22 protein-coding genes and 1 riboswitch are annotated in these 25,704 nt (G+C 42.0%); of the genes, 20 read left to right on the top strand and 2 right to left on the bottom strand.

The window, feature by feature from the left end:
- The first annotated feature begins 80 nt into the window (after positions 1-80).
- The 3 genes from NSS76_RS15795 (at position 81) to NSS76_RS15785 (ending at position 2,632) form a co-directional block, all read left to right on the top strand.
- A complete protein-coding gene (locus NSS76_RS15795; protein WP_024423455.1) occupies positions 81-509 on the top strand; it encodes a MarR family winged helix-turn-helix transcriptional regulator in 429 nt (142 codons plus the stop codon).
- 81 nt (positions 510-590) lie between these two features.
- Positions 591-734: a small acid-soluble spore protein SspJ gene (sspJ, locus tag NSS76_RS15790; RefSeq protein WP_024423454.1), complete on the top strand. Its 144-nt coding sequence runs from the start codon at positions 591-593 to the stop codon at positions 732-734.
- Between the two features lie 121 nt (positions 735-855).
- Positions 856-1,034, top strand: a riboswitch (Lysine riboswitch).
- A 191-nt stretch (positions 1,035-1,225) separates the two neighbouring features.
- Positions 1,226-2,632 carry an amino acid permease gene (locus tag NSS76_RS15785; protein WP_041107769.1) on the top strand — a complete coding sequence of 469 codons (1,407 nt, stop codon included), beginning with the start codon at positions 1,226-1,228 and terminating at the stop codon, positions 2,630-2,632.
- A gap of 244 nt (positions 2,633-2,876) precedes the next feature.
- Here the strand turns inward: NSS76_RS15785 and NSS76_RS15780 are convergent, their stop codons facing one another.
- Complete coding sequence (locus tag NSS76_RS15780; protein WP_125586089.1) at positions 2,877-3,815, bottom strand: iron-hydroxamate ABC transporter substrate-binding protein; 939 nt, start codon at positions 3,813-3,815, stop codon at positions 2,877-2,879.
- 259 nt (positions 3,816-4,074) lie between these two features.
- On the opposite strand from NSS76_RS15780, the gene NSS76_RS15775 reads away from it, so the two are divergent.
- From NSS76_RS15775 to NSS76_RS15715, 13 genes are all read left to right on the top strand, one after another.
- Positions 4,075-5,127 carry a FecCD family ABC transporter permease gene (locus NSS76_RS15775; RefSeq protein WP_268479094.1) on the top strand — a complete coding sequence of 351 codons (1,053 nt, stop codon included), beginning with the start codon at positions 4,075-4,077 and terminating at the stop codon, positions 5,125-5,127.
- Positions 5,128-6,150, top strand: a complete 1,023-nt coding sequence (locus NSS76_RS15770) for a FecCD family ABC transporter permease (RefSeq protein ID WP_341082433.1) — start codon at positions 5,128-5,130, stop codon at positions 6,148-6,150.
- A gap of 20 nt (positions 6,151-6,170) precedes the next feature.
- Positions 6,171-6,986: an ABC transporter ATP-binding protein gene (locus NSS76_RS15765; RefSeq protein WP_024423449.1), complete on the top strand. Its 816-nt coding sequence runs from the start codon at positions 6,171-6,173 to the stop codon at positions 6,984-6,986.
- Between the two features lie 174 nt (positions 6,987-7,160).
- Positions 7,161-7,883 carry a response regulator transcription factor gene (locus NSS76_RS15760; protein WP_341082432.1) on the top strand — a complete coding sequence of 241 codons (723 nt, stop codon included), beginning with the start codon at positions 7,161-7,163 and terminating at the stop codon, positions 7,881-7,883.
- A gap of 3 nt (positions 7,884-7,886) precedes the next feature.
- The gene (locus tag NSS76_RS15755; RefSeq protein WP_341082431.1) at positions 7,887-9,641 is read left to right on the top strand and encodes a sensor histidine kinase; all 1,755 of its coding nucleotides are present in this window, start codon (positions 7,887-7,889) and stop codon (positions 9,639-9,641) included.
- 135 nt (positions 9,642-9,776) lie between these two features.
- Entirely contained in the window at positions 9,777-11,213 is a 1,437-nt protein-coding gene (gene uxaC, locus NSS76_RS15750; RefSeq protein WP_073207417.1) for a glucuronate isomerase, read from the top strand.
- A 57-nt stretch (positions 11,214-11,270) separates the two neighbouring features.
- Complete coding sequence (locus NSS76_RS15745; RefSeq protein WP_073207414.1) at positions 11,271-12,281, top strand: LacI family DNA-binding transcriptional regulator; 1,011 nt, start codon at positions 11,271-11,273, stop codon at positions 12,279-12,281.
- 58 nt (positions 12,282-12,339) lie between these two features.
- Entirely contained in the window at positions 12,340-13,797 is a 1,458-nt protein-coding gene (locus tag NSS76_RS15740) for a tagaturonate reductase (protein ID WP_081372097.1), read from the top strand.
- Entirely contained in the window at positions 13,794-15,287 is a 1,494-nt protein-coding gene (locus NSS76_RS15735) for a UxaA family hydrolase (RefSeq protein ID WP_073207409.1), read from the top strand. The genes NSS76_RS15740 and NSS76_RS15735 overlap by 4 nt, the downstream gene beginning before the upstream one ends.
- 20 nt (positions 15,288-15,307) lie before the next feature.
- A complete protein-coding gene (locus NSS76_RS15730) occupies positions 15,308-16,723 on the top strand; it encodes a glycoside hydrolase family 28 protein (RefSeq protein WP_073207408.1) in 1,416 nt (471 codons plus the stop codon).
- A 147-nt stretch (positions 16,724-16,870) separates the two neighbouring features.
- On the top strand, positions 16,871-17,821 hold the full coding sequence (locus NSS76_RS15725) for an ABC transporter substrate-binding protein (protein WP_024426031.1): 951 nt from the start codon (positions 16,871-16,873) through the stop codon (positions 17,819-17,821).
- Complete coding sequence (locus NSS76_RS15720; RefSeq protein WP_073207405.1) at positions 17,787-18,845, top strand: FecCD family ABC transporter permease; 1,059 nt, start codon at positions 17,787-17,789, stop codon at positions 18,843-18,845. Before NSS76_RS15725 ends, NSS76_RS15720 begins: the two co-directional genes overlap by 35 nt.
- Entirely contained in the window at positions 18,842-20,128 is a 1,287-nt protein-coding gene (locus NSS76_RS15715; RefSeq protein ID WP_281236963.1) for a heme ABC transporter ATP-binding protein, read from the top strand. Before NSS76_RS15720 ends, NSS76_RS15715 begins: the two co-directional genes overlap by 4 nt.
- A gap of 165 nt (positions 20,129-20,293) precedes the next feature.
- Here NSS76_RS15715 and NSS76_RS15710 read toward each other — a convergent pair whose 3' ends face one another.
- Positions 20,294-20,608 carry a putative quinol monooxygenase gene (locus NSS76_RS15710; RefSeq protein ID WP_281236964.1) on the bottom strand — a complete coding sequence of 105 codons (315 nt, stop codon included), beginning with the start codon at positions 20,606-20,608 and terminating at the stop codon, positions 20,294-20,296.
- Positions 20,609-20,903: 295 nt separating this feature from the next.
- On the opposite strand from NSS76_RS15710, the gene dapA reads away from it, so the two are divergent.
- The 4 genes from dapA (at position 20,904) to NSS76_RS15690 (ending at position 25,626) form a co-directional block, all read left to right on the top strand.
- Complete coding sequence (gene dapA / locus NSS76_RS15705) at positions 20,904-21,803, top strand: 4-hydroxy-tetrahydrodipicolinate synthase (RefSeq protein WP_073207400.1); 900 nt, start codon at positions 20,904-20,906, stop codon at positions 21,801-21,803.
- 7 nt (positions 21,804-21,810) lie between these two features.
- A complete protein-coding gene (locus NSS76_RS15700; RefSeq protein ID WP_073207397.1) occupies positions 21,811-22,983 on the top strand; it encodes an iron-containing alcohol dehydrogenase in 1,173 nt (390 codons plus the stop codon).
- Positions 22,984-23,047: 64 nt separating this feature from the next.
- Positions 23,048-24,454 carry a sodium:solute symporter family protein gene (locus NSS76_RS15695; RefSeq protein ID WP_120207663.1) on the top strand — a complete coding sequence of 469 codons (1,407 nt, stop codon included), beginning with the start codon at positions 23,048-23,050 and terminating at the stop codon, positions 24,452-24,454.
- Positions 24,451-25,626 carry a sialidase family protein gene (locus NSS76_RS15690; protein WP_341082429.1) on the top strand — a complete coding sequence of 392 codons (1,176 nt, stop codon included), beginning with the start codon at positions 24,451-24,453 and terminating at the stop codon, positions 25,624-25,626. The genes NSS76_RS15695 and NSS76_RS15690 overlap by 4 nt, the downstream gene beginning before the upstream one ends.
- The last annotated feature ends 78 nt before the right edge of the window (positions 25,627-25,704 follow it).

Genomic DNA, 25,704 nt, shown 5'->3' with positions numbered 1-25,704 from the left:
CAAAATGGTTGGCTGAATGGAAAAACATTCTATAATAAGGGAGAAGTCATGTTGATACTAACGATAAGGATGCGATTCGGATGGGTAATGCAGACATTTTAAAAGAAATTGTTCTTGTACATTATGAAGTCAGCCGTAAATTAAACCGCAAGTTACTTGAGTTAGAGAAAGACATCACGCCCCCGCAGATATATGCTCTTTCTATTTTGATACAAGGCAAAGTATCACATGCCGAAGAGCTGAAGCAAAGACTCTCATTAAACCCTGGTGCAGCCTCTATTGCACTCAATAAATTATGTGAGCAGGGTTATATTCAAAGAGAACGGGACAAGGACGATTCATCACTTGTTCGTTTAGAAGTCACGGAAAAAGGGATGGCGATTTATGAAAAGCATACACGTCTTTTCGGAAAAGTGATTCAGCATATGATGTCAGACTTCACAAAGGATGATTTAAAAACCTTTCTGTCGTACTTGCAAAAAATGAGACAGACCTTTCATGATGATTGAGCCTCTTCCCTTGTATAATGCTGAGCGCTGTAGCGCAAATTAAACAGGCAACCGCATTTTATGAAAAGGGAGGAAACAGCGATGTCATTTTTCCAAAAGGATAAAAAGGCGAAAAGTGAGAAAAACCATCAGCAGGTAGATCAGCTGTTAGAAGAAGCAAGTAAAGAGCTAGCAGGCGATCCGCTTCAGGAAGCTGTACAAAAGAAGAAAAACAACCAACAATAAGCAGGTAAAGGGCAGAGAAATCGTTCTCTGCCTTTTTTCTATGTTTTTCCCTTTGACAGATGTGAGAATGTTTGATAACCTTCGTGTAGTAAAAATGAATAGAAATCCTCACGCTATGTCTCAGTGAGGTAGAGGTTGCGCGGATGATGAGTCACTCATAGGAGAGATGGAATCGTAGATCATGAGAAAAAAGGCATCAGCGCCGAAGTGTAAAGAGAGCTCCAACTTTCTTTATGCTGGGTCTGCATTGAATAAATGCAGGACTGCCACGTCTTTGAAGCGTGGAGGGCTATCCGGAGATCAAGGTGTATGTTTTGAAAAGCATGGACTTTTGTTCAGGCTTTTTTTTATGTTCTGAGTAACAAAAATAAGGGTATGCTGTGAATAAGTAATCCATGATGAACATAAAGAATGCAAGTCATTGCTTCACAAATATATCAATGAAGATACTGCCGGGTCTGGTCCAAAGTGAATAAAACGGAGGTACGGAAATGGAACAGACAAAAAAATGGGGTTTTTGGTTATTGACGGCTTTTGTCGTCGGAAATATGGTAGGTTCAGGCATCTTTATGCTGCCAAGTACGCTTGCCCAGCACGCCAGTCCTTTAGGTGTGACGATGGCATGGCTTGTCACAGGCGGCGGTGTGCTGATGATTGCGCTTGTATTTGGGCATTTGTCCATTCATAAGCCGCAGCTGACGGCTGGACCACAAAGTTATGCAAGGGCGCTTTTTAAAGATCCGAAAAAAGGGAAAGCGGCCGGTTTTACAATGGTTTGGGGATATTGGGTGGCAAGCTGGATTAGTAATGTCGCAATTATTACAAGCCTTGCTGGTTATTTAACGACTTTTTTCCCTATTCTCACCGTGAAGACTGAAGTTTTTACCTTTGGAAAAGAAGCGGTCACACTTGGCCAGCTCATGACGTTTATCGTATGTACCCTTCTTCTATGGGGAACACATACCATTTTAATCACTAGCTTAAGTGCTGCAAGTAAATTGAATTTTATTACGACCTTTTCGAAGGTGCTTGGATTCGTCCTTTTTATTGTGGCGGGATTATTTGCATTTCAAACGGCATTATTTGAACATTATTACTTCCCAGTTGAAACAGGCGGAGAAGGAGTGCTCGGACTTGGCGGCCAAATTCATCATGCGGCTATTTCCACACTATGGGCATTTATTGGGATTGAATCAGCTGTCATTTTATCAGGAAGAGCATCCTCACAGCGTGATGTGAAACGTGCGACGATTACAGGTCTTTTAATCGCACTTTCGATCTACATGATTATCACATTGATTACAATGGGCGTTCTGCCGCATGATCAATTGCAAGGCTCTGACAAACCATTCGTGGATGTGCTTCAGCTTATTATTGGGCCAGCTGGCGGAATTGTCATGGCGCTGCTGGCGATTATTTGTTTGTTTGGTTCGATGCTTGGCTGGATCTTACTTGGTTCAGAAGTACCGTATCAAGCAGCAAAGGCTGGTGATTTTCCAGCAGTATTTGCAAAAACAAACAAAAAAGGAAGCCCTGCTTTCGCTTTGACTGTTACAAATATTATGTCACAGCTGTTTATCTTCTCTGTGATGTCACGTACGATTAATGAAGCTTTTACCTTTTTAACCACATCAGCGACACTTGCGTATCTTATTCCGTATATTGTGTCTTCCATCTACAGCTTTAAGGTCATCATGCAAGGTGACACATATGAGCTTCAAAAAGGAAATCGAACAAGAGACGGTATCATTGCACTTGTTGCGATGGGATATTCAGCTTGGGTCATTATTTCAGGAACAGCCGACTTGAAAACTTTTGGTCTTGGAATCGGTCTATTCTTAGTGGGGATTTTGCTTTATCCACTTATGTCAAAAGGATTTGCCAAAGAAACGGTATAAGATAAGGAAGACGTTTCTCCATCTCTGGAGAAACGTTCAGCGTGTAGACAAACCCTCGCATTCGTTGTCAGGTCTGCGCTCCGGTGCTCACGAATGTTTCAATTCGCTCCGCTCCGGTACTCGCCCTTCCTAGACTGCAAAGGTTTTCTATCACGCTGAAAAGAAGACAAAGGGCTAAAATAAAGCTCATTTTATCCCTTTGTCAATAATTTGGACGTTTCTCCATCTCTGGAGAAACGTTTTTTTATGATGCAGATGTCAATCGGTCCACAATGAACTCTAGCTGACCTTCTAGTGACACTGGGTCATTAAAGAAGTAACCGACGGGATCTATTTCAAATACACGTTTATTTTTGACGGCAGGAAGTGATGTCCAAATGCTGCTTTGATACACTTGGTCACCATTACTTTTTGAGCCGCTCCATGGACCTGTGAAAATATAGTCGCCTGCGAATTCTGGCAGCTTCTCAAGAGAAATGTTTGCATAGCCGACACCGCTGTCGATCGCTTCTTTTTTGACGGCCTTCGGTGCTTTTAATTTCAGCTCGTCATAAATGATTTCGCCCCCGCGGCCAAAGGTGTTTCCAAAAATATAAATACCTTTATCAAATGGCGATACGATCGAAACCGTTTTGCTGCCGACCGCTTTTGTTACCTTTGGTTTCACCTCAGCAATTTTGGTATCCCATTTCGTGATCCATTCTGTTGCTTTTTTTGGTGTACCTGTCATTTTACCGAATTCTTTTAGCTGGTCTTTGAAGGAATATTGGTTGTATTTAACCGCTACAGTTGGGGCGATTTTTTTGTATTGATCAAACTTCTCGTCTTCTCCCCATGCAATAATCATATCTGGCTTCAAAGCGGCTACTTTTTCGACTGATGGGGTCCTTCCGAGATTTTCCACTCCATCTGTTTTTCCTTTATAAAAAGGGTTTTTAAAGATGGGTGATGTTGTAGCAACCGGCGTCTTGCCGAGCGTGACGAGGTCCCCGTAATAGCTTTCTGCAAGAAGCACTATTCGTTTCGGATTTTTCGGTAGCTTCACTTCACCTTTGGCATCCTGATAGGTGATCATGTCATTCTTTTTTGCTGCAGATTGTTTATTTGAAGTGCTGCCGCAGGCGGCTGTAAAGATCATAAGGATGGATAAAGAAATCAAAAGAAATCCAGTTCGTTTTTTCACAAAAGTTCTCTCCTATTCACTTTCCTTTGATAATGATTCTCATTTTCAATTTTATCGTAACATGATAGGAACAAAAATGCATCGGCTAATTTAGAACCAAAAGAAAAATGATGAAATTCTCACAGTTTTTTGCCGAAAATAAAGAAATTTATCAGAACAGTGATTTCAAAAAGAAAAGAAAGTGATATACTAGACTTCGAGATTGATAATCATTATCACTAATAGAGAATAGACATGAACGGAAAGGAAGAGACTGGTTTTGGGCTCACAATCGAATAAACAGCTGCCAGCCAGCGATGATACGATCGATATTGTCACGAAGCCTTTTGGAACAGCAGCTGTTATCATCATAGGAATGATCGCTTTAGCATTTGGTCTTTTTTTATCAGTATCATTAGGAGCGGCAAACATTCATCTACAGACTGTATGGGAAGCCGTTTTTCATTTTGATCCACATCAAACTTCACATCAAATCATTCGGGAATTGAGGCTGCCGCGTACAGTTGGAGCTGCCCTCGTCGGTGCCTTTTTAGCCGTATCAGGTGCCATTATGCAAGGAATGACAAGAAACGCGCTTGCGTCACCTGAGATTATGGGTGTGACAAATGGCTCCGCATTTGCGATTGCCATTGCATTAGCATTTTTCCCTGGCCAATCTTCTTTTACATTAATTCTTTGGTCATTTGTTGGAGCCGCACTCGGTGCCTCTATTGTATTTGGTGTCGGTACTATGTCAAAAGGGGGGCTGACTCCTGTAAAGCTCGCACTAGCTGGTACAGCGGTTGGAGCACTTTTGAGCTCCATCTCCTCAGCCATTGCCATCCGTTTTGATGTCGCTCAAGATATGAGCTTTTGGTATGCTGGCGGAGTGGCAGGTGTGAATTGGAGTAACATTCATATCATCATTCCAGTTGCCATTGCAGGACTAATCATTGCAATGATCCTTGCCCGTTCGATCACGGTTTTGAGCTTAGGTGAAGAACTGGCGAAAGGACTTGGACAATATACAAAAACGGTCAAGATGCTTGGTATATTGGTTGTTATTCTTTTAACGGGTGCTGCCGTGTCGGTAGCAGGCTCTATTGGTTTTATTGGGCTTGTGATCCCTCATGTCACTCGATTTTTGGTTGGAGTGGACTATCGCTGGATTATCCCATGCTCCGCTATTTTAGGGGCCACTTTGTTAATTTATGCAGACATTGCTGCAAGACTGGTCAACGCTCCGTTTGAAACGCCAGTCGGTGCCATTACTGCGATTATAGGCGTTCCTTTCTTCTTATACTTAGCTAGACGTGAAAGGAGCGGGATTTAAATGGAAATGGTGCAGCAAGCAAAGAAAAAGAAATATCAACGAACGATGCTCATGATCTTTTTCACGATCGTAGCTGTGTTTCTCATTAGTTTAAATACCGGAGAAATTCGAATCTCTCCGATGGATACATTGAAAACACTTTTTGGATTCGGAAGTGAAATGGATGAACTCGTATTATTCGAGTTCAGGCTTCCAAGAATGGTCATCGCTTTACTTGTCGGCGCTTCTATCGCTGTATCAGGAGCGATTTGGCAAGGTGTTTCTCAAAATGGTTTAGCTGACCCGGGTATTCTCGGTGTCAATGCCGGTGCTGGTTTTGCCGTTGTGCTATTTATCTTTGCATTTCAAGGCACGATGACAAATTTAGGTGATTTTACGATTTTTGTACTGCCGCTTTTCGCGTTCGTAGGTGCAGGCTTTGCTGCATTTCTCATCTATGTGCTAGCGTGGAAAAAAGGCATCACACCTGTTCGATTGATTTTAACTGGTATTGGTGTGAATGCTGCGTTTTCAGCAGCAATTGTGGTCATCCAGTTAAAAATGAGCCCAAATGATTTTAACCAAGCCATCGTGTGGTTATCTGGAAGCATTTATGGCTCGAGCTGGACGTACGTCTTATCTGTTCTGCCATGGATGCTGATTTTCCTTATATTAGCGCTTGTCAGATCACGCTACTTAAACATTATGAATTTAGGTGATCAGCTGTCCTATGGATTGGGCATTGCTGTTCATAAAGAAAGAAGCCTTCTCATGCTGATTGCCGTTGCATTAGCAGGTGCGAGTGTTGCTGTTGCAGGAAGTATCTCTTTCCTAGGATTAGCCGCACCGCACTTAGCTAGAAAGCTTGTTGGGCCAAAGCATCAAGGAATGATACCGGCCTCCGCGCTGATTGGCGCGCTGTTATTATTACTGGCAGATACAATTGGCCGCGTCATCCTTGCACCATCAGAAGTGCCAGTTGGCCTTGTCGTTTCTGCTTTAGGCGCACCTTACTTCATTTACTTATTGATGAAATCGAACTAATGAGGAAGGAGAGACAACATATGAAATCACTCGAAACAGAAAAGCTTTGTATCGGTTATCAAGACCGTTTGATTGTAGAAGATTTGAATGTCAGTATCCCAAAAGGCAAGGTGACAACACTGATTGGACCGAATGGCTGCGGGAAATCAACCATTTTAAAAACGATGTCTCGTATAATGAAATCCAATCGAGGAGCTGTTTACTTAAATGGCAAGGCTATCCACGAGACGCCGACAAAAGAAATTTCAAAACAAATGGCGATCTTACCGCAAACACCCGAAGCACCAAGTGGATTGACAGTGTATGAGCTCGTGTCATATGGACGTTTCCCGCATCAAAATGGGTTTGGCCGCTTATCAAATGAAGATAAACGAATCATTAGGTGGGCACTTGAGGAAACGGGAATGATTGCTTTTCATGATCGGCCAATTGAAGCACTTTCCGGCGGACAGCGTCAGCGTGTATGGATTGCGATGGCACTTGCCCAGGAAACAGAGCTGCTCCTATTAGATGAACCTACGACGTATTTGGATCTTGCACATCAGCTCGAGATTCTTCAGCTGTTAGAACGCTTAAATAGGGAGCAGGGCCGAACTGTGTTGATGGTCATCCATGATTTGAATCATGCGGCGCGTTTTTCACATTACATGATTGCCCTCAATCAAGGGAAAGTCATAAAAGATGGTACGCCTCATGAGGTCATGACCAAAGATGTACTCAGTCGGGTATTCCATATTGATGCAGAAATTGTGCTTGATCCTAGAACGAATAAGCCGATCTGTTTAACATATGACTTAATGAATCATGAACGAAAGCTAGAAGCTGTGAATGGATAATAGATGTATAGGAACCCGGTGCAGCTACCGGGTTTTTTTGCATGTTTGAAACTTTCTATTCCTGCCATTTTCTCCAGTTGATATTTTTTCGCTTTTATGCAGAAAAGAGGTACTTTTTTACTTTAGACAATGGTAATATACGGTTAGAGATCATGCTAGAAAGGAAAGAGATGCGTGGAAACAGCAAAAATATTGATTGCAGATGACGAAGAAGCAATTGTGAAAATGGTTGAACGCGTATTAAAAAAAGAAGGATTCAAGCATATTTATCAAGCCTACCATGCAGATGAAGCATTAGATATTGTCAAAAACGAGGACATCCACCTCTTACTTCTAGATGTAATGATGCCCGGTAAGTCTGGCTTTGACGTTCTGCCTGAAATCAGAAAGTTAACGAAAGTGCCTATTTTCTATTTAACTGCAAGAACGTCTGATGTCGATAAACTGACGGGCTTTGCACAGGGGGCAGATGATTACATCACGAAGCCATTTAACCCGCTTGAGCTAGTGGCTAGAATTAAAGCTCACCTAAATCGAACATATATCTCCTTACAGGAGGAGCAAGAAGACACTCAAAGCCAATATCATTATGCCCATTTCTCCTATCATCCTCATGCAGCCGAATTGAAAGTAAGAGGAGAGGTGACGGCATGTTCTGCTCAGCTTCTTTCTTTGCTGAAGTACTTTTGTGACCATCCGAATGTGGTACTCTCAAAAGATCAAATCTATGAGAAAGTATGGGGCGTCCCATCATATGGTGATAACAACACTGTCATGGTTCATATTCGAAAGCTGAGAGAAAAGATTGAATTAGATCCGAGTCAGCCAGAATATATTGTGACGATCCGTGGTATGGGATATAAATTTATACCGCACCCTGCAAAGGTCCTTCAATAATTTATGAATTTACGAGCAAAACTTTTCTTTCACTTTGTCGGACAAATGTTTATTGTGATTGCCATTCTGACGATCGGCAATACGTTCTCTGAGAACTTATATTTAAATAAATACTATGAGAACATGACCGAAACTGGTTTAACAAAAGCTGATGGAGATACACTCATGAGCTGGCTTTATTTTAACGAGGATGGAAAAATGGAAGCCGACGATCAGCTCAAGCAAGCAGTGGAAAAAAGAGACGGCTGGCTGCAAGTGATTGATTCAAAGAAGAATACCGTTTATAGCTATCACCGCCCTAAATCCATTCCAACGTCTTATCAAAAGGATGAAATGATCAAGATCTTTGAAAAAAGAGAATTTAAAGATTACAAGATGTACTTCTGGCCAATTGAGATTGATCAAGAAAGTTTTACTGTGTTATATGGGTTCAAAACGAACAGCACAAAGGTAGCCAATTATCTGAAACAGCACGAGAAAAATTTGGCTGCATTATCTCAATATTCGGTTGAAACGAAAGAATTCTTGAAGAGAATGAACGGATCAGTTCATTTGTTCAATGACGAAGGAAAATATTTAAAAGGCATTCGAGCCAACACCGATTTGAAACATAACGTAACAGATGTTGAACTGCTCAAGTATCAATCGAAGCCTTGGGAGTTTAGAAGTGATCTGTCTTATATGAAAGTGAATAAAAACCTGTATATTATTGTTTCGGTACCAAATAAAGTATACAGCCCGGACGAGCTTTACGATAAAGAGAGAGACGCTTTAAATCAATATACAACCATTTTAATTGCAGGTCTTGCACTCACTATTATTATTGTCATGACATTATGGTATTCGTATCGTTATGGGCTGCCAATTTATCACATTATTCGCTGGCTGATTTTCTTATCAAAAAATAAATTGCAGGAACCAACAAATAGAAAGGGAATTCCAGTCAGTAAAAATAAAAAAGGCCGTATTAAGCGGGAATACCGATTATTTGAGGATATCCTAAAAACAATGGATCAGCTCACGCTTACATTAAAAGAGAATGAAGCAAACCGAAGAAAAATTCAAACCACAAGGGAAGAATGGATTGCAGGATTGTCTCATGATTTGAAAACGCCTCTAAGTACGATTTATGGCTATGGACTCATGCTTGAATCCGATCAATATCAATGGTCCAAGGAAGAAGTCATGGAAATGGGACAGGTGATTCGTGAGAAATCAGAATACATGTCAACACTGATTGAGGATTTAAACCTCACGTACCGATTGAAGAATGGTGCCCTGCCTATTAATCGGAAACCGGTTGAACTCAGTGAATTTTTAGCTTCCATTATGGACGAGTTTTCAAGAAGCTCTTCATCTGAGGATTATCCATCCTCCTTTGAAGATCAAACAGATGGTGTCATATTTGAGATCGATAAAGCATGGTTCAGACGAGTGATTGAGAACCTGCTGGCGAATGCAGTGAAGCATAACGAAAAAGGCACACATATTACAGCTGTTTTATCTGAAACAAATGAAGAAGTTCGAATCGAAATGAAAGACAATGGCCGCGGAATGGCACAGGAAACGGTGGATCACCTATTTAACCGCTATTACAGAGGGACAAATACAAACGATCCAACGAACGGAACAGGTCTCGGGCTTGCGATAGCAAAAGAACTCGTCTTGCTGCATGACGGTGACATTCAAGTTGAAAGTGAACTAGGCATTGGAACAACTATTGCGATTATCCTAAAAAAATCATCACCTGTAAAATAGCCAAAAAACGATTTTCTTTTCTAAAGGAGATCGTTTTTTCCTGTTTTAGGATTGAAATCAATTTTGTAAACGATTACAATAAAATTGTTAACGTGAACAAATTATTTTTATCTATAAGAGAGATGGGGGAGTTTGATGAAAGCCTTTTTAGATGAGCATTTTTTACTCAACAGTCAAACGGCGGAAAAGCTATACCATGAGTTTGCAAAGGACCTTCCAATTATAGATTACCATTGTCATTTAAGCCCCAAAGAAATCTATGAGAATAAAACCTTTCATAATATCACCGAAGCATGGCTTTACGGAGATCATTACAAATGGCGTGCCATGAGAGCAAATGGCATACCCGAATCGCACGTCACAGGGGATGCCTCAGACTATGAGAAATTTCTGGCGTGGGCGAAGACCGTTCCCATGACCATTGGAAACCCGCTCTATCACTGGACTCATTTAGAGCTGAGACGATATTTTGGAGTTGAAGAACTTTTAAACGAAAAAACCGCACACATCATCTGGCAAAAAGTAAATGAAAAGCTGCAAGGAGAGGGTTTTGGTGCAAGAGACTTTATTGTGAAATCGAACGTTGAAACAGTCGTGACAACAGATGATCCAGTCGATTCGCTTTGCTATCATCAAAAACTGCGGGAAGAAGGATTCATTGTGCAAGTACTGCCCGGATTTCGGCCTGACAAGGCACTAGATATAACGAATCACCTATTTACAGTGTATGTTCACGAACTGGCAGAGGCTTCATCTACTTCAATACAATCCTATCAAGACTTTTTGACAGCACTCCTTTCAAGAATTGATTTTTTCCATGAACAAGGCTGCTTGATCTCAGATCATGCTATTAACGAAATGACGTTTGAAGAAACGACGGAAGAAGAAGTGGAAGCCATCTTTCATAAAAGAATGTCTGGGCATTCATTGACGGAAAAAGAGAAGATCAAATTTAAAACACAAACTTTCATTCAGCTAGGTCAGGCTTACTATGAGCGGGGCTGGGCAATGCAGCTTCATATCAATGCGCTTAGGAACAACAATACGAAAATGTTTGAGCGGCTTGGGCCAGATACAGGGTATGATGCGATGAATGATGAAGACATTGCCAAGCCGCTTTGCAGAATATTAGACCGTTTAGAACAAGAACAGGCACTGCCAAAAACCATTCTCTATTCCTTGAATCCTCGGGACAATGTTGTGATTTCAACATTGGCTGGAAGCTTTCAAGATGGGACGACACCTGGGAAGATCCAGCACGGCACAGCTTGGTGGTTTAATGATACGAAACAAGGGATGACAGAGCAGATGATGGCTCTATCCAGTATTGGACTGATCAGCCGTTTCATTGGGATGCTGACAGATTCACGAAGCTTTTTGTCGTATACAAGGCATGAATATTTTCGAAGACTGCTATGCGATATCATCGGAGATTGGGTAGAAAAAGGAGAAGCCCCTTATGATCTTGAACTGTTAGGGGGAATCGTGAAAGGAATCAGCTATGAAAATGCCAGGCAGTATTTCCAATTTGATCGGGCAAAGCAGCTCCAGCATCCAAACAGAATGACATGAAGAAAATGAAAGCGGTTTTATGATAAGATGGTAAAAAATCATAAAAGGCGGAATAGCATGACAGTCACAATTAAAGACATAGCAAAATTGGCAAACGTCTCTCATACCACGGTATCAAGGGCTTTGAATAACAGTCCTTTTATTAAAGAGAAGACAAAACAAAAGATTTTGTCGATTGCAAAACAGCTGAATTATTCACCGAATGTCCATGCGAGAGGCCTAGTATCACAAAAATCATTCACAATTGGTCTGTTTTTTACGAGTTTAACAGAAGGCACATCTTCAAGCTTCTTTGTGGATGCGTTAAAAGGTGTCAATAGCGTCATGACAGAGCATTATAATCTCTTTGTAAGAGGAATTGACGACTTTCACGATTACACAACCATTCATAAACAACGCTACGATGGCATTTTGCTCATGAGTCAAAGCGAGCACGATGAAGCATTTATCCATCATGTGAAAAAACAGGGCATTCCCATCATTGTGCTGAATCGCCGTGTAGAAAGTCATGAGGTCATGAATATATTAGCAGATGATAGTCAAGGAGCTTACCAGGCTGCACACCATTTCATTCAGCAAGGTCATGAACAAATCGCCATCATTGAAGGGAAAGAAGGCTTTAAATCAACTCAAGAAAGAAAAGCTGGTTTCCTGCAAGCGTTAATTGATCACCAAATACCTATGAAGAAAGAATATATGATGAAAGGCGATTATCATATGAAAAGCGGCTATGAATCAATGGAGTCGCTGCTGGCCCTTGATGAACCGCCAACAGCGCTCTTTTGCTCAAACGATGACATGGCGATTGGTGCAATGAATGCATTATTTGCAAAAGGCAAAACGTGTCCAGGTGATATTTCTATTATTGGTTTTGATGATATTGCTTTTTCGTCCTATACTACACCTGCATTGACAACGGTGAAAAAACCGATTGAAAAAATGTGTGCACTTGGAGCAGAAGCTATCCTTTCAGTAATAAACGGTGAAGAGCAAGAAGAGGATCATATGGAAAAAGTGTATGTCCACACAGAGCTGATGATCAGAGATTCAGTTAAAAAGGTGCAGTAATCAGCACCTTCTTAGAAAAATGTTCACGTGTGCATATTTCTTGGAGAGGGGAATCCATTTGAAACGATTATCAAAAGCCATATACCCGGCGGCTGAGTATCCGGAAACGATTTTGCAGATTGGCGAAGGAAATTTTATGCGAGGATTTATCAATTGGCACATCCAGAAGCTGAACGACTGCACAGATTTTAAAGGAAGAGCGGTTGTTGTTCCTCCACGAAAAGGATCGGTAGCAGCCTTAAATGAACAAGATGGCTTGTACACATTATGTATTCAGGGATATCATGACCAGCAAGAAATGAATGAACGTATGATCATCCAATCGATTAGCAGAGGAATTAGTACGTATACGGATTACGAGGAGTTTTTACACGTAGCGGAAAACCCGAATCTTCGCTTTGTCTTCTCAAACACGACAGAGGCAGGACTTGTGTTTAGAAAAGAAGATCGTTTGGAGGATCGGCCGCAAGCCAGTTTTCCAGGAAAGCTGACAGCGTTCTTGTATAACCGGTTTAAAACATTTGCTGGAGATGAGCAGAAAGGACTGATCATTCTGCCTTGTGAATTGGTTGAACAAAATGGTGATCGATTGAAGGAATATGTGATCAGTATGGCAGCTGAGTGGGAACTGCCGCCTGCGTTTATTACATGGATTAAGGAAGCCAACACGTTTTGTAATACACTTGTGGACCGGATTGTCCCTGGATTCTCTAAGGAAGCGGCTGAAATTGTACAAAAGGAGGAAGGGTATATCGACGAATTGCTTGTCACGGCAGAATATTATCATCTTTTTGTCATTGAAGCGCCTGCCTTTGTGCAAAAGGAGCTCCCCTTTCAAGCAGCAGGATTAAATGTACTTTTTGTAGAGGATATTGCGCCTTATCGTATGAGCAAGGTACGAATTTTAAATGGTGCACATACAGCGATGGTGCCGATTGCCTATTCATGCGGTTTAGAAACTGTAAAAGAAGCTGTGGATGATGAGCATGTTGGTCCGTTCGTCCGGCGTATGCTGGAGGAGGAAGTACTTCCAGGGCTTGAACTCCCTGAAGATGAGCTTCTTCTTTATACACAATCCGTTTGGGATCGTTTTTGCAATCCATTTGTAAAGCATCAATTGCTGGATATTGCACTGAATGGGGTATCCAAATTCCGAACCCGTAATCTTCCGTCATTGCTTGATTATGTTGAACGAAAGAAACAGCTGCCAATGAAACTTGTGTTTTCACTTAGCAGTCTCATTTATTTCTACAGAGCACATGCAGGAAGGATAAAGGATGATGAAACTGTGCTAACGCTCATGAAGGAAGCATGGGAAGAGGAAAACCATTCTAATGAAGGAGTTGCAGCGAAAATTCTTTCATGCGAGTCATTATGGGGCAGAGATTTAACAGATATAAATGGATTGAGTCAAGCTGTAGCTGATCAGCTTACCCTCATACAGACGCATGGGATGAGAGCAGCTGTTCATCGAATGATGCTTCATCAATATGAAAGTCAGGGGGAGAAAGCATGAAAGACTTTATTGTCATCCACCCTTCAGATAATGTCGGTATTGCTTTAAAAGAGCTTGAGCAAGGGGAGGAGCTGCAGCATCAAGGGCATACGATTATCTTAAAAGAGGCCGTCGCCAAAGGTCATAAGTTTGCATTGGCTGAAATCAAGCAAAGAGAGAATATTATCAAATATGGCTATCCCATTGGTCATGCAGTGACTGCCATTTCTGCTGGAGAATGGGTGCATACGCATAATATCAAAACCAATCTATCTGGCAAGCTAGAATACGAATACCAGCCTTCATTATCAGAAAACCCCTATGAAAAAACGAATCTAACATTTAAAGGATATAAACGAAAAAATGGCGGAAGCGGAATCCGCAATGAGCTTTGGATTGTTCCTACCGTTGGATGCGTGAATGGCATCGCCGATCAAATGATCCAAATATTCACCGCTGAAATGGGTGGAAACATCCATCCTTTTGAAACAGCCCTTGTATTAAAGCACAATTATGGCTGCTCACAGCTTGGGGACGATCATGAAAATACCAAAACCATTTTACAAAATGCGGTGAAGCACCCTAACGCTGGAGGAGTACTCGTTCTTGGACTTGGCTGTGAAAACAATGACATTGAGGATTTTCAGTCCACATTAGGTGAATATGACCGTACGAGAGTGAAATTTTTAAGAAGCCAAGAAGTAGGAGATGAGATAGAAACGGGAGTCGCTTTACTTAAGGAAATTTATGATGTGGCGAAAGAAGATCATCGTGAAGACATTTCGTTATCTGAGCTGAAAATTGGCTTGAAGTGCGGAGGATCAGATGGATTCTCTGGTATTACCGCAAATCCGCTTTTAGGCAGACTGTCCGATTTTATTGTTGCTCAAGGCGGCACGACAGTGTTAACAGAAGTGCCCGAAATGTTTGGAGCAGAAACGATTTTAATGGAGAGAGCGGAATCAGAAGCGACTTTCGACAATATTGTGCAAATGATCAATGACTTTAAACAATACTTCATGGATCATCGACAGCCGGTATATGAAAATCCTTCCCCGGGAAATAAAGCAGGTGGAATTTCGACATTAGAGGATAAATCTCTTGGCTGTACACAAAAAGCAGGTACTTCTGATATTAAAGATGTATTGAAATATGGAGAGCTGCTGAAACAAAAGGGATTGAACCTATTAAGTGCACCTGGTAATGATTTGGTTGCTTCATCTGCACTGGCTGCTTCTGGTTGTCAAATGGTCTTGTTTACAACAGGCCGGGGGACACCATTTGGTACGTTTGTGCCAACAATGAAGATCTCAACCAACACAGCCTTATATGAAACAAAAAAGCACTGGATTGACTTTAATGCTGGAGAACTGCTTGAAGATGTACCGGAAGATGTTGTATTTGAAAAATTCATTTCAACTGTCATTGATGTGGCGAGCGGGAAGCTGTTAAATCATGAAAAAAACAATTTTAGAGAGCTGGCTATTTTCAAAACAGGTGTCACACTTTAAGTCGACTGGGGGATGAGTACGTGTCTAAAAAACGGGATTTGATGTATATCACAGCAGGAACGGTACTAACTGGAGTTGGAATTGCTCGTTTAGCAAAGCAAGCGAAGAAAGATAAAAAAGTAAACGGAATTGATCAAGTGCTAAAGCAGATAAAAGCACCGCAGTTCCCAGATCGTGAATTGAATGTGGTGCATTATGGAGCAGATGCGGAAGGGCAAGAGCTTTCAACAAATGCTATTCAGTCTGCCATTGATGATGCGCACCGGTTGAAAGGGGGAAGGGTGCTGATCCCAGCAGGGACATTTATGACAGGTGCTTTAGAATTGAAAAGCAATGTAGAACTTCATCTGCATGAGAAAGCCTATGTGACATTCAGCCAAGACCCAAAGGATTACTTGCCTCTTGTGCTGACAAGATATGAAGGGGTTGAGCTTTATAATTATTCACCTCTCATTTATGCACACCATGCAGAAAACATCGCTATAACCGGAGCCGGAACGCTTGATGGCAGAGGGGATGAGCATCATTGGTGGCCTTGGAAGTATGGGACAAATGGCCAGCCCTCTCAGGATCGGGATCGCCAGCTTTTGTTTGAAATGGCGGAAAAGAGAATACCGGTAGAAGAAAGGGTATTTGGAGAAGGTCATTATTTAAGGTCGAGCTTTATTCAGCCATACCAATGTCAGCATGTGCTAATCGAAGGAGTGACAGTGAAGGATTCACCGATGTGGCAAATTCATCCTGTGTTAAGTGATAACGTCATCGTCCGCGGCGTTAAAATCATTGGGCATGGACCAAACACAGATGGTGTCAATCCGGAATCATGCCGGAATGTACTCATTGAAGATTGTTATTTTGATAACGGAGATGATTGTATTGCCATCAAATCGGGCAGAAACGAGGATGGACGGAGAATCGGGATTCCATCTGAAAACATTGTCATTCGTAGAAATGAGATGCGGGATGGACACGGCGGTGTGACGATCGGGAGCGAGATCTCTGGCGGGGTAAAGTATGTTTATGCAGAAGATAATGTCATGGACAGTCCGAACCTTGACCGGGCACTGCGTATTAAAACCAACTCTGTCAGAGGCGGCACCATTGAACATATTTATTTTAAAAACAATACAGTGAAAAGTCTAAAGCATGAAGTGATCTGTATCGACATGATGTATGAGGAAGGCGATGCTGGTCCGCACCGTCCTGTTGTACGTCATATTGAAGTAGAAGGACTCAAAAGCAGCGGCGGGCGATATGGTGTGAAAATAGCCGCATACGCACATTCTCCTGTGACACATTTTAAAATGAAAGATTGTGTCATAGATGATGTGGCGTATCCCTTATCTTTAGAGCATGCCGTTTCTCCTGCTTTTCAGAAAGTCGTCATCAATGGAGAACAAATCAATTCATTGAAGAGTGAAAAACAGTCTTTTTAGAGGCTGTTTTTTTGTTTTAGGAACAGAAAAGACGCTTTTAGAAATCACATATACAACCTATCTGCACTGTAGTATAATATTCCCGAAATTAGAAAAGAATTGACGAAAGAGATTTCGTTAAGCAGTACATAAACAGGGGGTTCACTCATGAAAAAGTTAACAGCTATTTGGCTATCGTTATTGCTTGTGATGGGTGTTTTAGCAGGATGTGCAGGCGCTGAGACAGATCACAAAGCAAAAGGGTCACAAAATAAAGAAACAGCCACTGCGGCATTTCCAGTATCGATAAAAGATGCAGCTGGCAAAACAGTTGAAATCAAAGAACAGCCTAAACGAATTGTTTCGTTAATTCCAAGTAATACGGAGGTTGCTTATGCACTCGGCCTTGGAGATAAAATGGTTGGACGATCAGACTTTGACAATTATCCAAAGGAAGTCGAAAAGGTAGAGAAGATTGGCGGACTTGAATTCAATGTCGAGAAGGTCATTTCCTTAAAACCAGATCTTGTCTTAGCACATGCATCTCAGATGGGATCAAAAGATGGATTTAAACAGCTTGAAGATGCAGGGATCCAAGTGCTGACTGTAAATGATGCAACGTCCTTTAAGGATGTGTACAAATCAATCAATATGATCGGTGAAGCAGCTGGCGTGAAAGAAGCATCAACAAAGCTTGTAGACGAAATGAAAACAAAGCTGAATGACATCAAGAAACAAGCAGAGGGGATTTCGAAAGACAAGCAAAAAACAGTCTTTGTCGAAGTGTCAGGTGCACCTGAAATCTATACAACTGGTAAAAATACATTTATGGATGAAATGCTTTCTGTTATCCATGCCAAAAATGCTGCAGGCGATCAAACTGGGTGGGTGCAAATGACGGAAGAATCGATCATCAAGCGAAATCCTGATGTTATTGTGACAATTGATGGTTCCAGCTTAGCTGACTTGAAGAAAAGAGACGGCTGGAATGCAATGAAAGCAGTGAAAGAAAAACAAGTCTTTCAATTGAATACGGATCTCGCATCAAGACCGGGACCGCGATTGGTTGAAGGAGTCGAGGCTCTTGCGAAAAACGTCTATCCTGATACGTTCAAATAAATTGACCATCGCATATACACTAAGTGTTTTACTTCTTGTGATGAGCATTGGAATGGGAATCTCCTTTGGAAGCTTAGGGATTCCCATTCCTTCTATTCTTCGTATATTTGTTCATGAACTATTCGGCGTGCAGTTTGGAACCATTGATTCTATCGATCGCAATATTATGATGAACATTCGGCTGCCAAGGGTCATATTAGCGGCATTAGTCGGAGCAGCACTTGCGTTATCTGGTTCAGCTTTTCAAGGTTTATTAAAAAATCCTCTTGCTGACCCTTATACGCTGGGGGTATCTCAAGGGGCATCAGTTGGAGCCGTAGCGACCCTGTTTTTCAGCTTGCAGCTCCCGCTTTTTGGCAGTTTCACACTGCCATTATTCAGTATGACAACAGCGCTTGTGACCCTCTGTCTCGTTCTCTTTTTTGCGCGTCTTGTTCATCGGGGGATGAGCATCTCTTCTTTAATTTTAACAGGAGTAATTTTCAGCTCTTTTTTGGGTGCGCTCATTTCATTGATGATTGCTTTAACAGGTGATGATCTAAAAGAGATCATTCATTGGCTACTTGGCAGTGTGTCCATGAGGGGCTGGCGTTATATTGTGCTTTTTCTTCCTTTCTTTCTTATTGGGACCTTTGCGTTAATGTTGATGGGGCGAGATTTGAATGTGATGACGTATGGCGAGGAGAAGGCAAAGTTATTAGGTGTACATGTGAAAAGGAGCAAATATATTGTGCTGCTGGCGGGATCGATCCTGACTGGAAGTGCAGTTGCGGTATCAGGGACGATCGGTTTTGTAGGACTTGTGATTCCACATTTTATCCGCCTCTTAACTATCACGGATCACCGGCATCTGCTGCCTTTGTCTATGCTGAACGGTGCTTCCTTTCTTGTATTAGCAGATGTGTTATCCCGTACCATCATCGAGCCGACTGAATTACCGATTGGCATCATTACTGCGTTAATTGGTGCACCTGTATTTGGCATCATCCTCATTCGTAAATATAGAGGGGGGACGCACATATGATTCAAGTGAAGGAAATCAGAGGTGGATATGGAGAGAAAGAGGTCATTCGTGGCATTAATCTTGAAGTAAAGCAAGGAGAATTTCTCGGTATACTCGGCCCAAACGGGAGCGGTAAGACGACCCTGCTTAAAATGATGGCAGGAATTTTATCACCTAAGAGCGGTGAAGTACGCCTTGACGGTCACCTTGTTCAATCCTATCAGCCAAAGGCGCTTGCGCAAAAGATGGCAGTTCTGCCGCAGAAAACGGACCAAGCTTTTTCATTTACTGTGGAAGAAACCGTCCAATTCGGTCGTTATCCATATCAAAAAGGGTGGCTGCAATCTGTCACGCAAGAAGATGTGCAGGTCGTCAGCAAAGTCATGGAACAAACGGGTGTTGCACAGTTTAAGAATCAATCCATCCATGAGTTAAGCGGAGGAGAACAGCAGCGTGTGTATTTGGCACAGGCATTGGCGCAGCAGCCTGAATATTTATTGCTGGATGAACCAACCAGCTTTCTTGATTTAGCCTATCAAAAAGATTTGCTTGATTTAATTAAAGAAGAAACTGCTTCCTCTAGGTTAACAGTCATTGGCGTATTCCATGATGTGAACATCGCCAGTTTATATTGTGATCGGCTGCTGCTGCTTCATGAAGGAAAGACTGACATGTTAGGAATGCCGCATCACGTCTTGACCACTGAACGAATCAACCGTGTGTATGAAACAAATGTGACACCGCTCCAGCATCCATTTAGGGCAAACCCTCAGCTGATGGTTGAGCCTGCAGCCTCTTCTAAAGCATCAATTGTAAACATAGCGGATGGCTGGAGGACATATGGCTCAGAAGGAATGACGTTTTCCATTAATCAGCCTCTTCGCATCCTTTCCTCACATAAGAAAAACGGCGGGTTCTTTTGGAAAAGGTCTATTGGAACGGGGACGAAGACGCTTCATGAGCAGCTAGAGTCAGCTGAAGATATGCTGTTTTTTGAGCAAGCTAACAGATTAGCACAATTTGCCGCAGAAGACGCCGAAGACGATATGATCCTTTACGGCATGCTTCAGCAGGAAGCGTTGACCATTTGGCTTATCCTAAAACGATCTTTAGCAGATGGCGCAGCTGTTCAGCTCATGGGGCAGCTTATGCACATCATCAAGCAAGAAACAAGTTATCCGATCCATCATCTGTGCATCGCTGCACCCAATACGCAAGAAACGGAAGATGCTGACCATTTACACGAAAGATTAGGACAAAAGGTGCAAGGGCTTCTTCATACGTTGAAAGACATTCAAAAGTGAATGTACAATTATATTTAGGTTAGTTGAGTAAAACAGTTGAAATAAAAGGACTATACATATCTAAAATGTGTAGTCCTGACAATAGTTCTTAATCTTTGCTTTAAATAAAAAAAAAGCTACCACAATGACAGCCAGCTCTAATTTTATATCTAAGACGGTCGAATTCTAATTAGATGAAATGCCCTTTCCGCCTTGTGGTATTAAAGTATTGATTCTTTCCATACCAGTAATAATTGGTTTCGCACGACTTATTAATGTTTGGGTAGCTTCGAGACCTAGAGACGCTTGATGGGCATCTTCATTTGCCCACACTTTATAAACATAAACAGAACTTGGTTCATTCTCGGGAATATTCACAAGATATATTTCACATTCATCCAAATTCTTCATTGATTCTGCTGCTTCTAACAGAATATCAACCATTTTTTCTTTTTCGCCTTCTTTTACCAAAAACTTGTTAAATAAACTAAATTTACTCATACCATCCTCCTTCATTTTGTCTTAATCATATTTTAGGCATTAAAAACTATATCTTCAATCACTATTTTATAATGAAATAAAAAGGATGGTACGTTGAAAGACATTCAAAAGTGAACCAAAATGGTTCGCTTTTTTTGTTGAAAACATCAACAGCTGTATAAGAAATGGACGGATTGTAGTGAAAAATCAAAAAAAGTGTTGCTAATTTAATCGAAATCCTTTTATAATAAATAACATGAAAGCGCTTAATTTATAATATGTTTAAAAATGCAACATATAAGAAAGGGAGGATCATTTGAACATTCAAGGAATTATACCAGCTATTTTGACACCGCTTACTGAGAAAGAACATTTTCATCCCGAAGTGGCAACGCAATTAGTGAATCGTTTGATCGACTCAGGTGTACACGGCATCTTTGCTTTAGGTACAAATGGAGAGTTTCATTTGTTTTCAGAGCAAGAAAAGCTTCAAATTGCTGAAACTGTCGTGAATGCTGTTGGCAGACGAGTGCCGGTATTTATTGGAGCAGGTGAAAATAGTACGAAGGCAACCATCAGGCTGTCAAATAAACTGGCAGATCTAGGGGTAGATGTTCTGTCTATCATTACACCTTATTTTGTTGCACCAACCCAAGAAGAGCTGTATGAGCACTTTCGCCACATATCTGAGAATGTGAATATTCCGATTCTGCTTTATAACATTCCATCTAGAACAGGAGTGTCGCTAGCACCAGAGACGGTTGCGCGGCTCAGTGCACTGCCGAATGTGCTAGGTATTAAAGACAGCAGTGGAAACATTGAAAATATCAAGGCATATTTGGATGTCACAAAAGATGAAGATTTTGTTGTCCTTGCAGGTACGGACTCACTCATTTTAGATACCTTGAAACTCGGCGGAGCAGGGGCGGTCGCAGCAACTGCAAATGTACTGCCTGAAACTGTCGTTGGACTCTATGAATCTTTTCAAAAAGGGAAGCTTGACGAAAGTGAGCACTTCCAGAAGCAGCTGCAGCCATTAAGAGCAACATTCGGTTTAGGGACATTACCAGCACCTTTGAAAAAGGCAGCAGAGCTTTATGGAATTCCGGTTGGCCCGCCCAGAAGCCCTGTAAAAGAGCTGTCAGGTGAGGCATTGGAAGCTGTGGCACAAATGGTTGAAGACTATCGCAAACAAGGAAAAGCGGCAAAGGAGTAGTGAAGAGATGACGATCACGCATTATCACTTTCAGACGGCATCACACATTGTATCTGGCGCAGGTTCTTTAGACCTTCTTGGGGAGAAATTAGATAGTTTAGGGCTTAGCGGACTCACATCCATTTTTATATTAACGCAGCCATCTATCGTATCACTTGGTTATGCAGATCACATCAAAAGAGAACTTGCGAAAAAGGGGATAGCAAGTGAGATAAGTACAGAAATCAAACCTGAACCAACAGAAGAAAATATCGAGGGCGTATTCAACACCTTTTTAAAAGGAGAGCATGACGCCATTATTGGCATTGGTGGCGGGAGTGTCCTTGATGCTGCAAAAATTCTAGCTGTTCTTAAGACAAACAATCAGCCGATTTCTGCTCTCGTTGGCACAAACCTTGTGGAAAAAAGGGGAGTGCCGACGATTCTAATTCCGACAACCTCTGGTACGGGATCTGAGGTGACACCAAATGCAATTGTGACTTTTCCAGAAAAGGAACTGAAAATTGGAATGGTTAGTCCGCATCTTTTGCCAGACCTTGTCATCTTAGATCCTGCACTTACACTCAACTTGCCGAAATCTATTACCGCAGCTACAGGTATGGATGCTTTTACGCATGCGCTTGAATCTTATATTTCAAATAAAGCCAATCCATTCAGTGACATGTTTGCCTTGGAATCGATGCGGCTGATTTCAGGAAGTATTCAGGAAGCGTATCATCACGGGGATCATATGAAGGCAAGAGAAAATATGCTTGTTGGTGCAATGTATGGGGGAATGGCGCTCACAAGTGCAGGAACTGCGGCTGTTCACGCCATGGCTTATCCATTAGGGGGGAAATACAAGATTTCTCATGGTGTTGCTAATTCCATGCTGCTTCCGCATGTCACTGCTTTTAATGCAGATCATATCATTGATCGGCTTGAACATGTGGCAAGAGCAATAGGACTAGCGAGAGCTCACACAAAGCAGGAGCTTGCAGATCGTGTGATTCATCAAATTGAAGAATGGACAGCGGATTTACACATTCCACAGCAGCTCAAAGCTTTTGGCGTGTCCAAGGAGGATGTACCGGCACTTGCTCAAGCAGCTTCAGAGGTGAAGAGATTAATGGACAACAATCCAAAGCCAATGTCTGTTTCCGAAATTGAACAGGTATACATGAAACTGCTTGACGCTTAATGCTTCATTGGGATGGGACATGAGAAGTTGCTTCACACGGCTTGCACACAAAGGGGGATTTTAAATGAATGTCTTAAGCAGTTCTGTCATCACATTTATTTTGATCGTCATTATTCTCTATATACTATTTACGACTTGGCTGACGATGCGTTTCCGCAGTAAATCCAATTCAGAATTTAACAATGCTGCTAAGTCACTTCCAGCCATTGTAGTCGGTATTTTGCTCATGAGTGAATTCATTGGAACGAAATCCACTGTTGGAACAGCAGAATCTGCCTTTACGCATGGGCTTTCTGCTTCATGGTCTATTGTGACCGTCGCTATCGCCTTTTTTATCTTTTCATTTTTCTTAGTAGGCAAGTTTTATCGAACAGGACAGTACACCATTTCAGGTATTATCGATCAGAAGTTTGGGAAATCAACGAAGCTAGTTGTTTCTGTTATTATGATTGCTGCATTACTGCTTGTGAATCTAGGAAACTATTTAAGTGGGTCAGCTGCTATTGCATCCATTTTAGGGCTTCCTTTAATGACCTGTGCGATCATTACGGCCGTTGTGAGTACATTTTATTTTACATTCGGAGGAATGAAAGGGGTAGCATGGGTCACGATCCTTCATTCGATCGTGAAGTATGCGGGGATTTTAATTACACTAGGGGTAGCCCTTTATTTAACAAAAGGCTTTGAACCGATGAAACAAACGATGCCTGATCATTTCTTTACATGGGACGGGACAATTGGATGGGGGACAATTGGAGCTTGGTTTATAGGAAACATGGGGGCCATCTTTGCTACGCAGTTTATTATTCAAGCAATCACCTCGTCGAAAAGTGAGCGTGAGGCAAAGAAATCGACACTTTATGCAGCTCTGCTTTGTTTGCCGCTCGCCATTGCGATTGGTGTGATCGGTGTAGCTGCACATTATTTGTATCCAGACATTGATCCTATTTATGCCTTCCCTGTCTTTTTACAGCATATGAATCCAATTTTGAGTGCCATTGTGGCAACATCGCTTGTGGCATCCATCTTTGTCGGTGTGTCGACGGTCGCGCTTGCGACGACAACCTTAATTATGGATGATTTTTATGTACCGAAAATGAATCCAACACCAGAGCAGAGAATGAAAATCACGAGGTATGTGGCTGTACTCGTTGGAATTGTGCCTCTTGTCGGAGTGGCACTTGCGCCGGAGCTGCTGTCCCTTTCCTTTTTTACAAGGGCGCTTCGAACATCGATCGCCGTTGTAGCAGCAATGGGCTTTTACTTGCCATACTTTAATTCAAATAGAGGGGCGACCATTGGCCTTGCTGCTTCAGGTGTTACCACGACGGTTTGGTATTTACTCGATAATCCGTTCGGAATCGATAATATGTATATTGCCATTATCATTCCTTTCCTTGTGCTGGTAATCGATCGACTTATCAGTCCGCCTGCTAAAAAGGATCAATCATTGAAAGGAGAATTGTCATGACAAATGAAGAGACTGTGATGAAAATAGATGGAATTTTGCGACAAAATGAACAAGATACAGAGAGAAAAGAAGCCTTTCTGCCAACAGACTGCGTGCAAAATCATGCGGCCAATCTACTTGAGCTGGATAATGGAGATGTATTATGTGTTTGGTTTGGCGGAACGCAGGAGGGAATACCTGATATCTCAATCTATATGTCGAGACTCAAACGGGGAAGTAACAAGTGGACAGAGGCAGTGAAGTTATCTAACGATCCTGCACGCTCTGAACAAAATCCAGTTCTGTTTCAAGAGGAAAATGGCAGGCTATGGCTGCTGTATACCGCGCAGCTATCTGGGAATCAAGATACCGCCATCGTGAGATACCGGCTATCAGAGGATAGAGGTGAGACATGGGGTGAGATTGATACTTTGTTTGAACAGCCGGGTACGTTTATACGGCAGCCGATTGTTGTACTGGATAATCAAGATTGGTTGCTGCCCGTCTTCTATTGTAAGACCATTCCAGGCGTCAAATGGACAGGGAACCGGGATGTCAGTGCTGTGAAAATTTCATCCGACCAAGGAAAGACATGGGGTGAGGTCATTGTACCAAACAGCACGGGCTGTGTTCATATGAATATTGGAAAGTGTGCAGACGGGTCCCTCATAGCCCTCTTTAGAAGCCGGTTTGCTGATTCGATTTATATCAGCCGTTCCGACGATCATGGACGGACATGGTCTGAGCCAAAGGCGACGGAGCTGCCCAATAATAATTCATCCATTCAATTCACAGTGCTTCAAAATGGGCATCTTGCCCTTGTCTATAATCATATCAATGCGGATGAGCAAACAGAAAGAAGAGCTTCTTTATACGATGAAATTGAGGATGAAGGCGATACGCGTACGGCGGTTGATACAGAAGCACGTCCAGCGTTTTGGGGAACACCGCGTGCACCAATGACTTTGGCACTCTCTGAGGATAATGGTAATACATGGCCTATCAGACGTAACCTTGAAGTGGGTGATGGATATGCGATGACAAACAATTCAAAGGATAAACTAAATCGAGAGTATTCTTATCCATCCATCACGGAAGGAAAAGACGGGAAGCTGCATATTGCGTTTACGTATTATCGGCAGGCGATCAAATATGTGTGTGTGACAGAAGAATGGGTCAATCGCACTTCTTAACTGCAAGAGGGCCCTGCTTCTGGTGAATTGTAACCCTCATTTGCTTCATTTATAATTGATGTTTGGAGGGTTGTCCCC

The sequence above is a fragment of the Bacillus sp. FSL R5-0654 genome (assembly GCF_038008745.1).
GTDB lineage: Bacteria > Bacillota > Bacilli > Bacillales > Bacillaceae > Bacillus > Bacillus safensis.
This window is presented reverse-complemented; position numbering and strand designations above follow the sequence as displayed.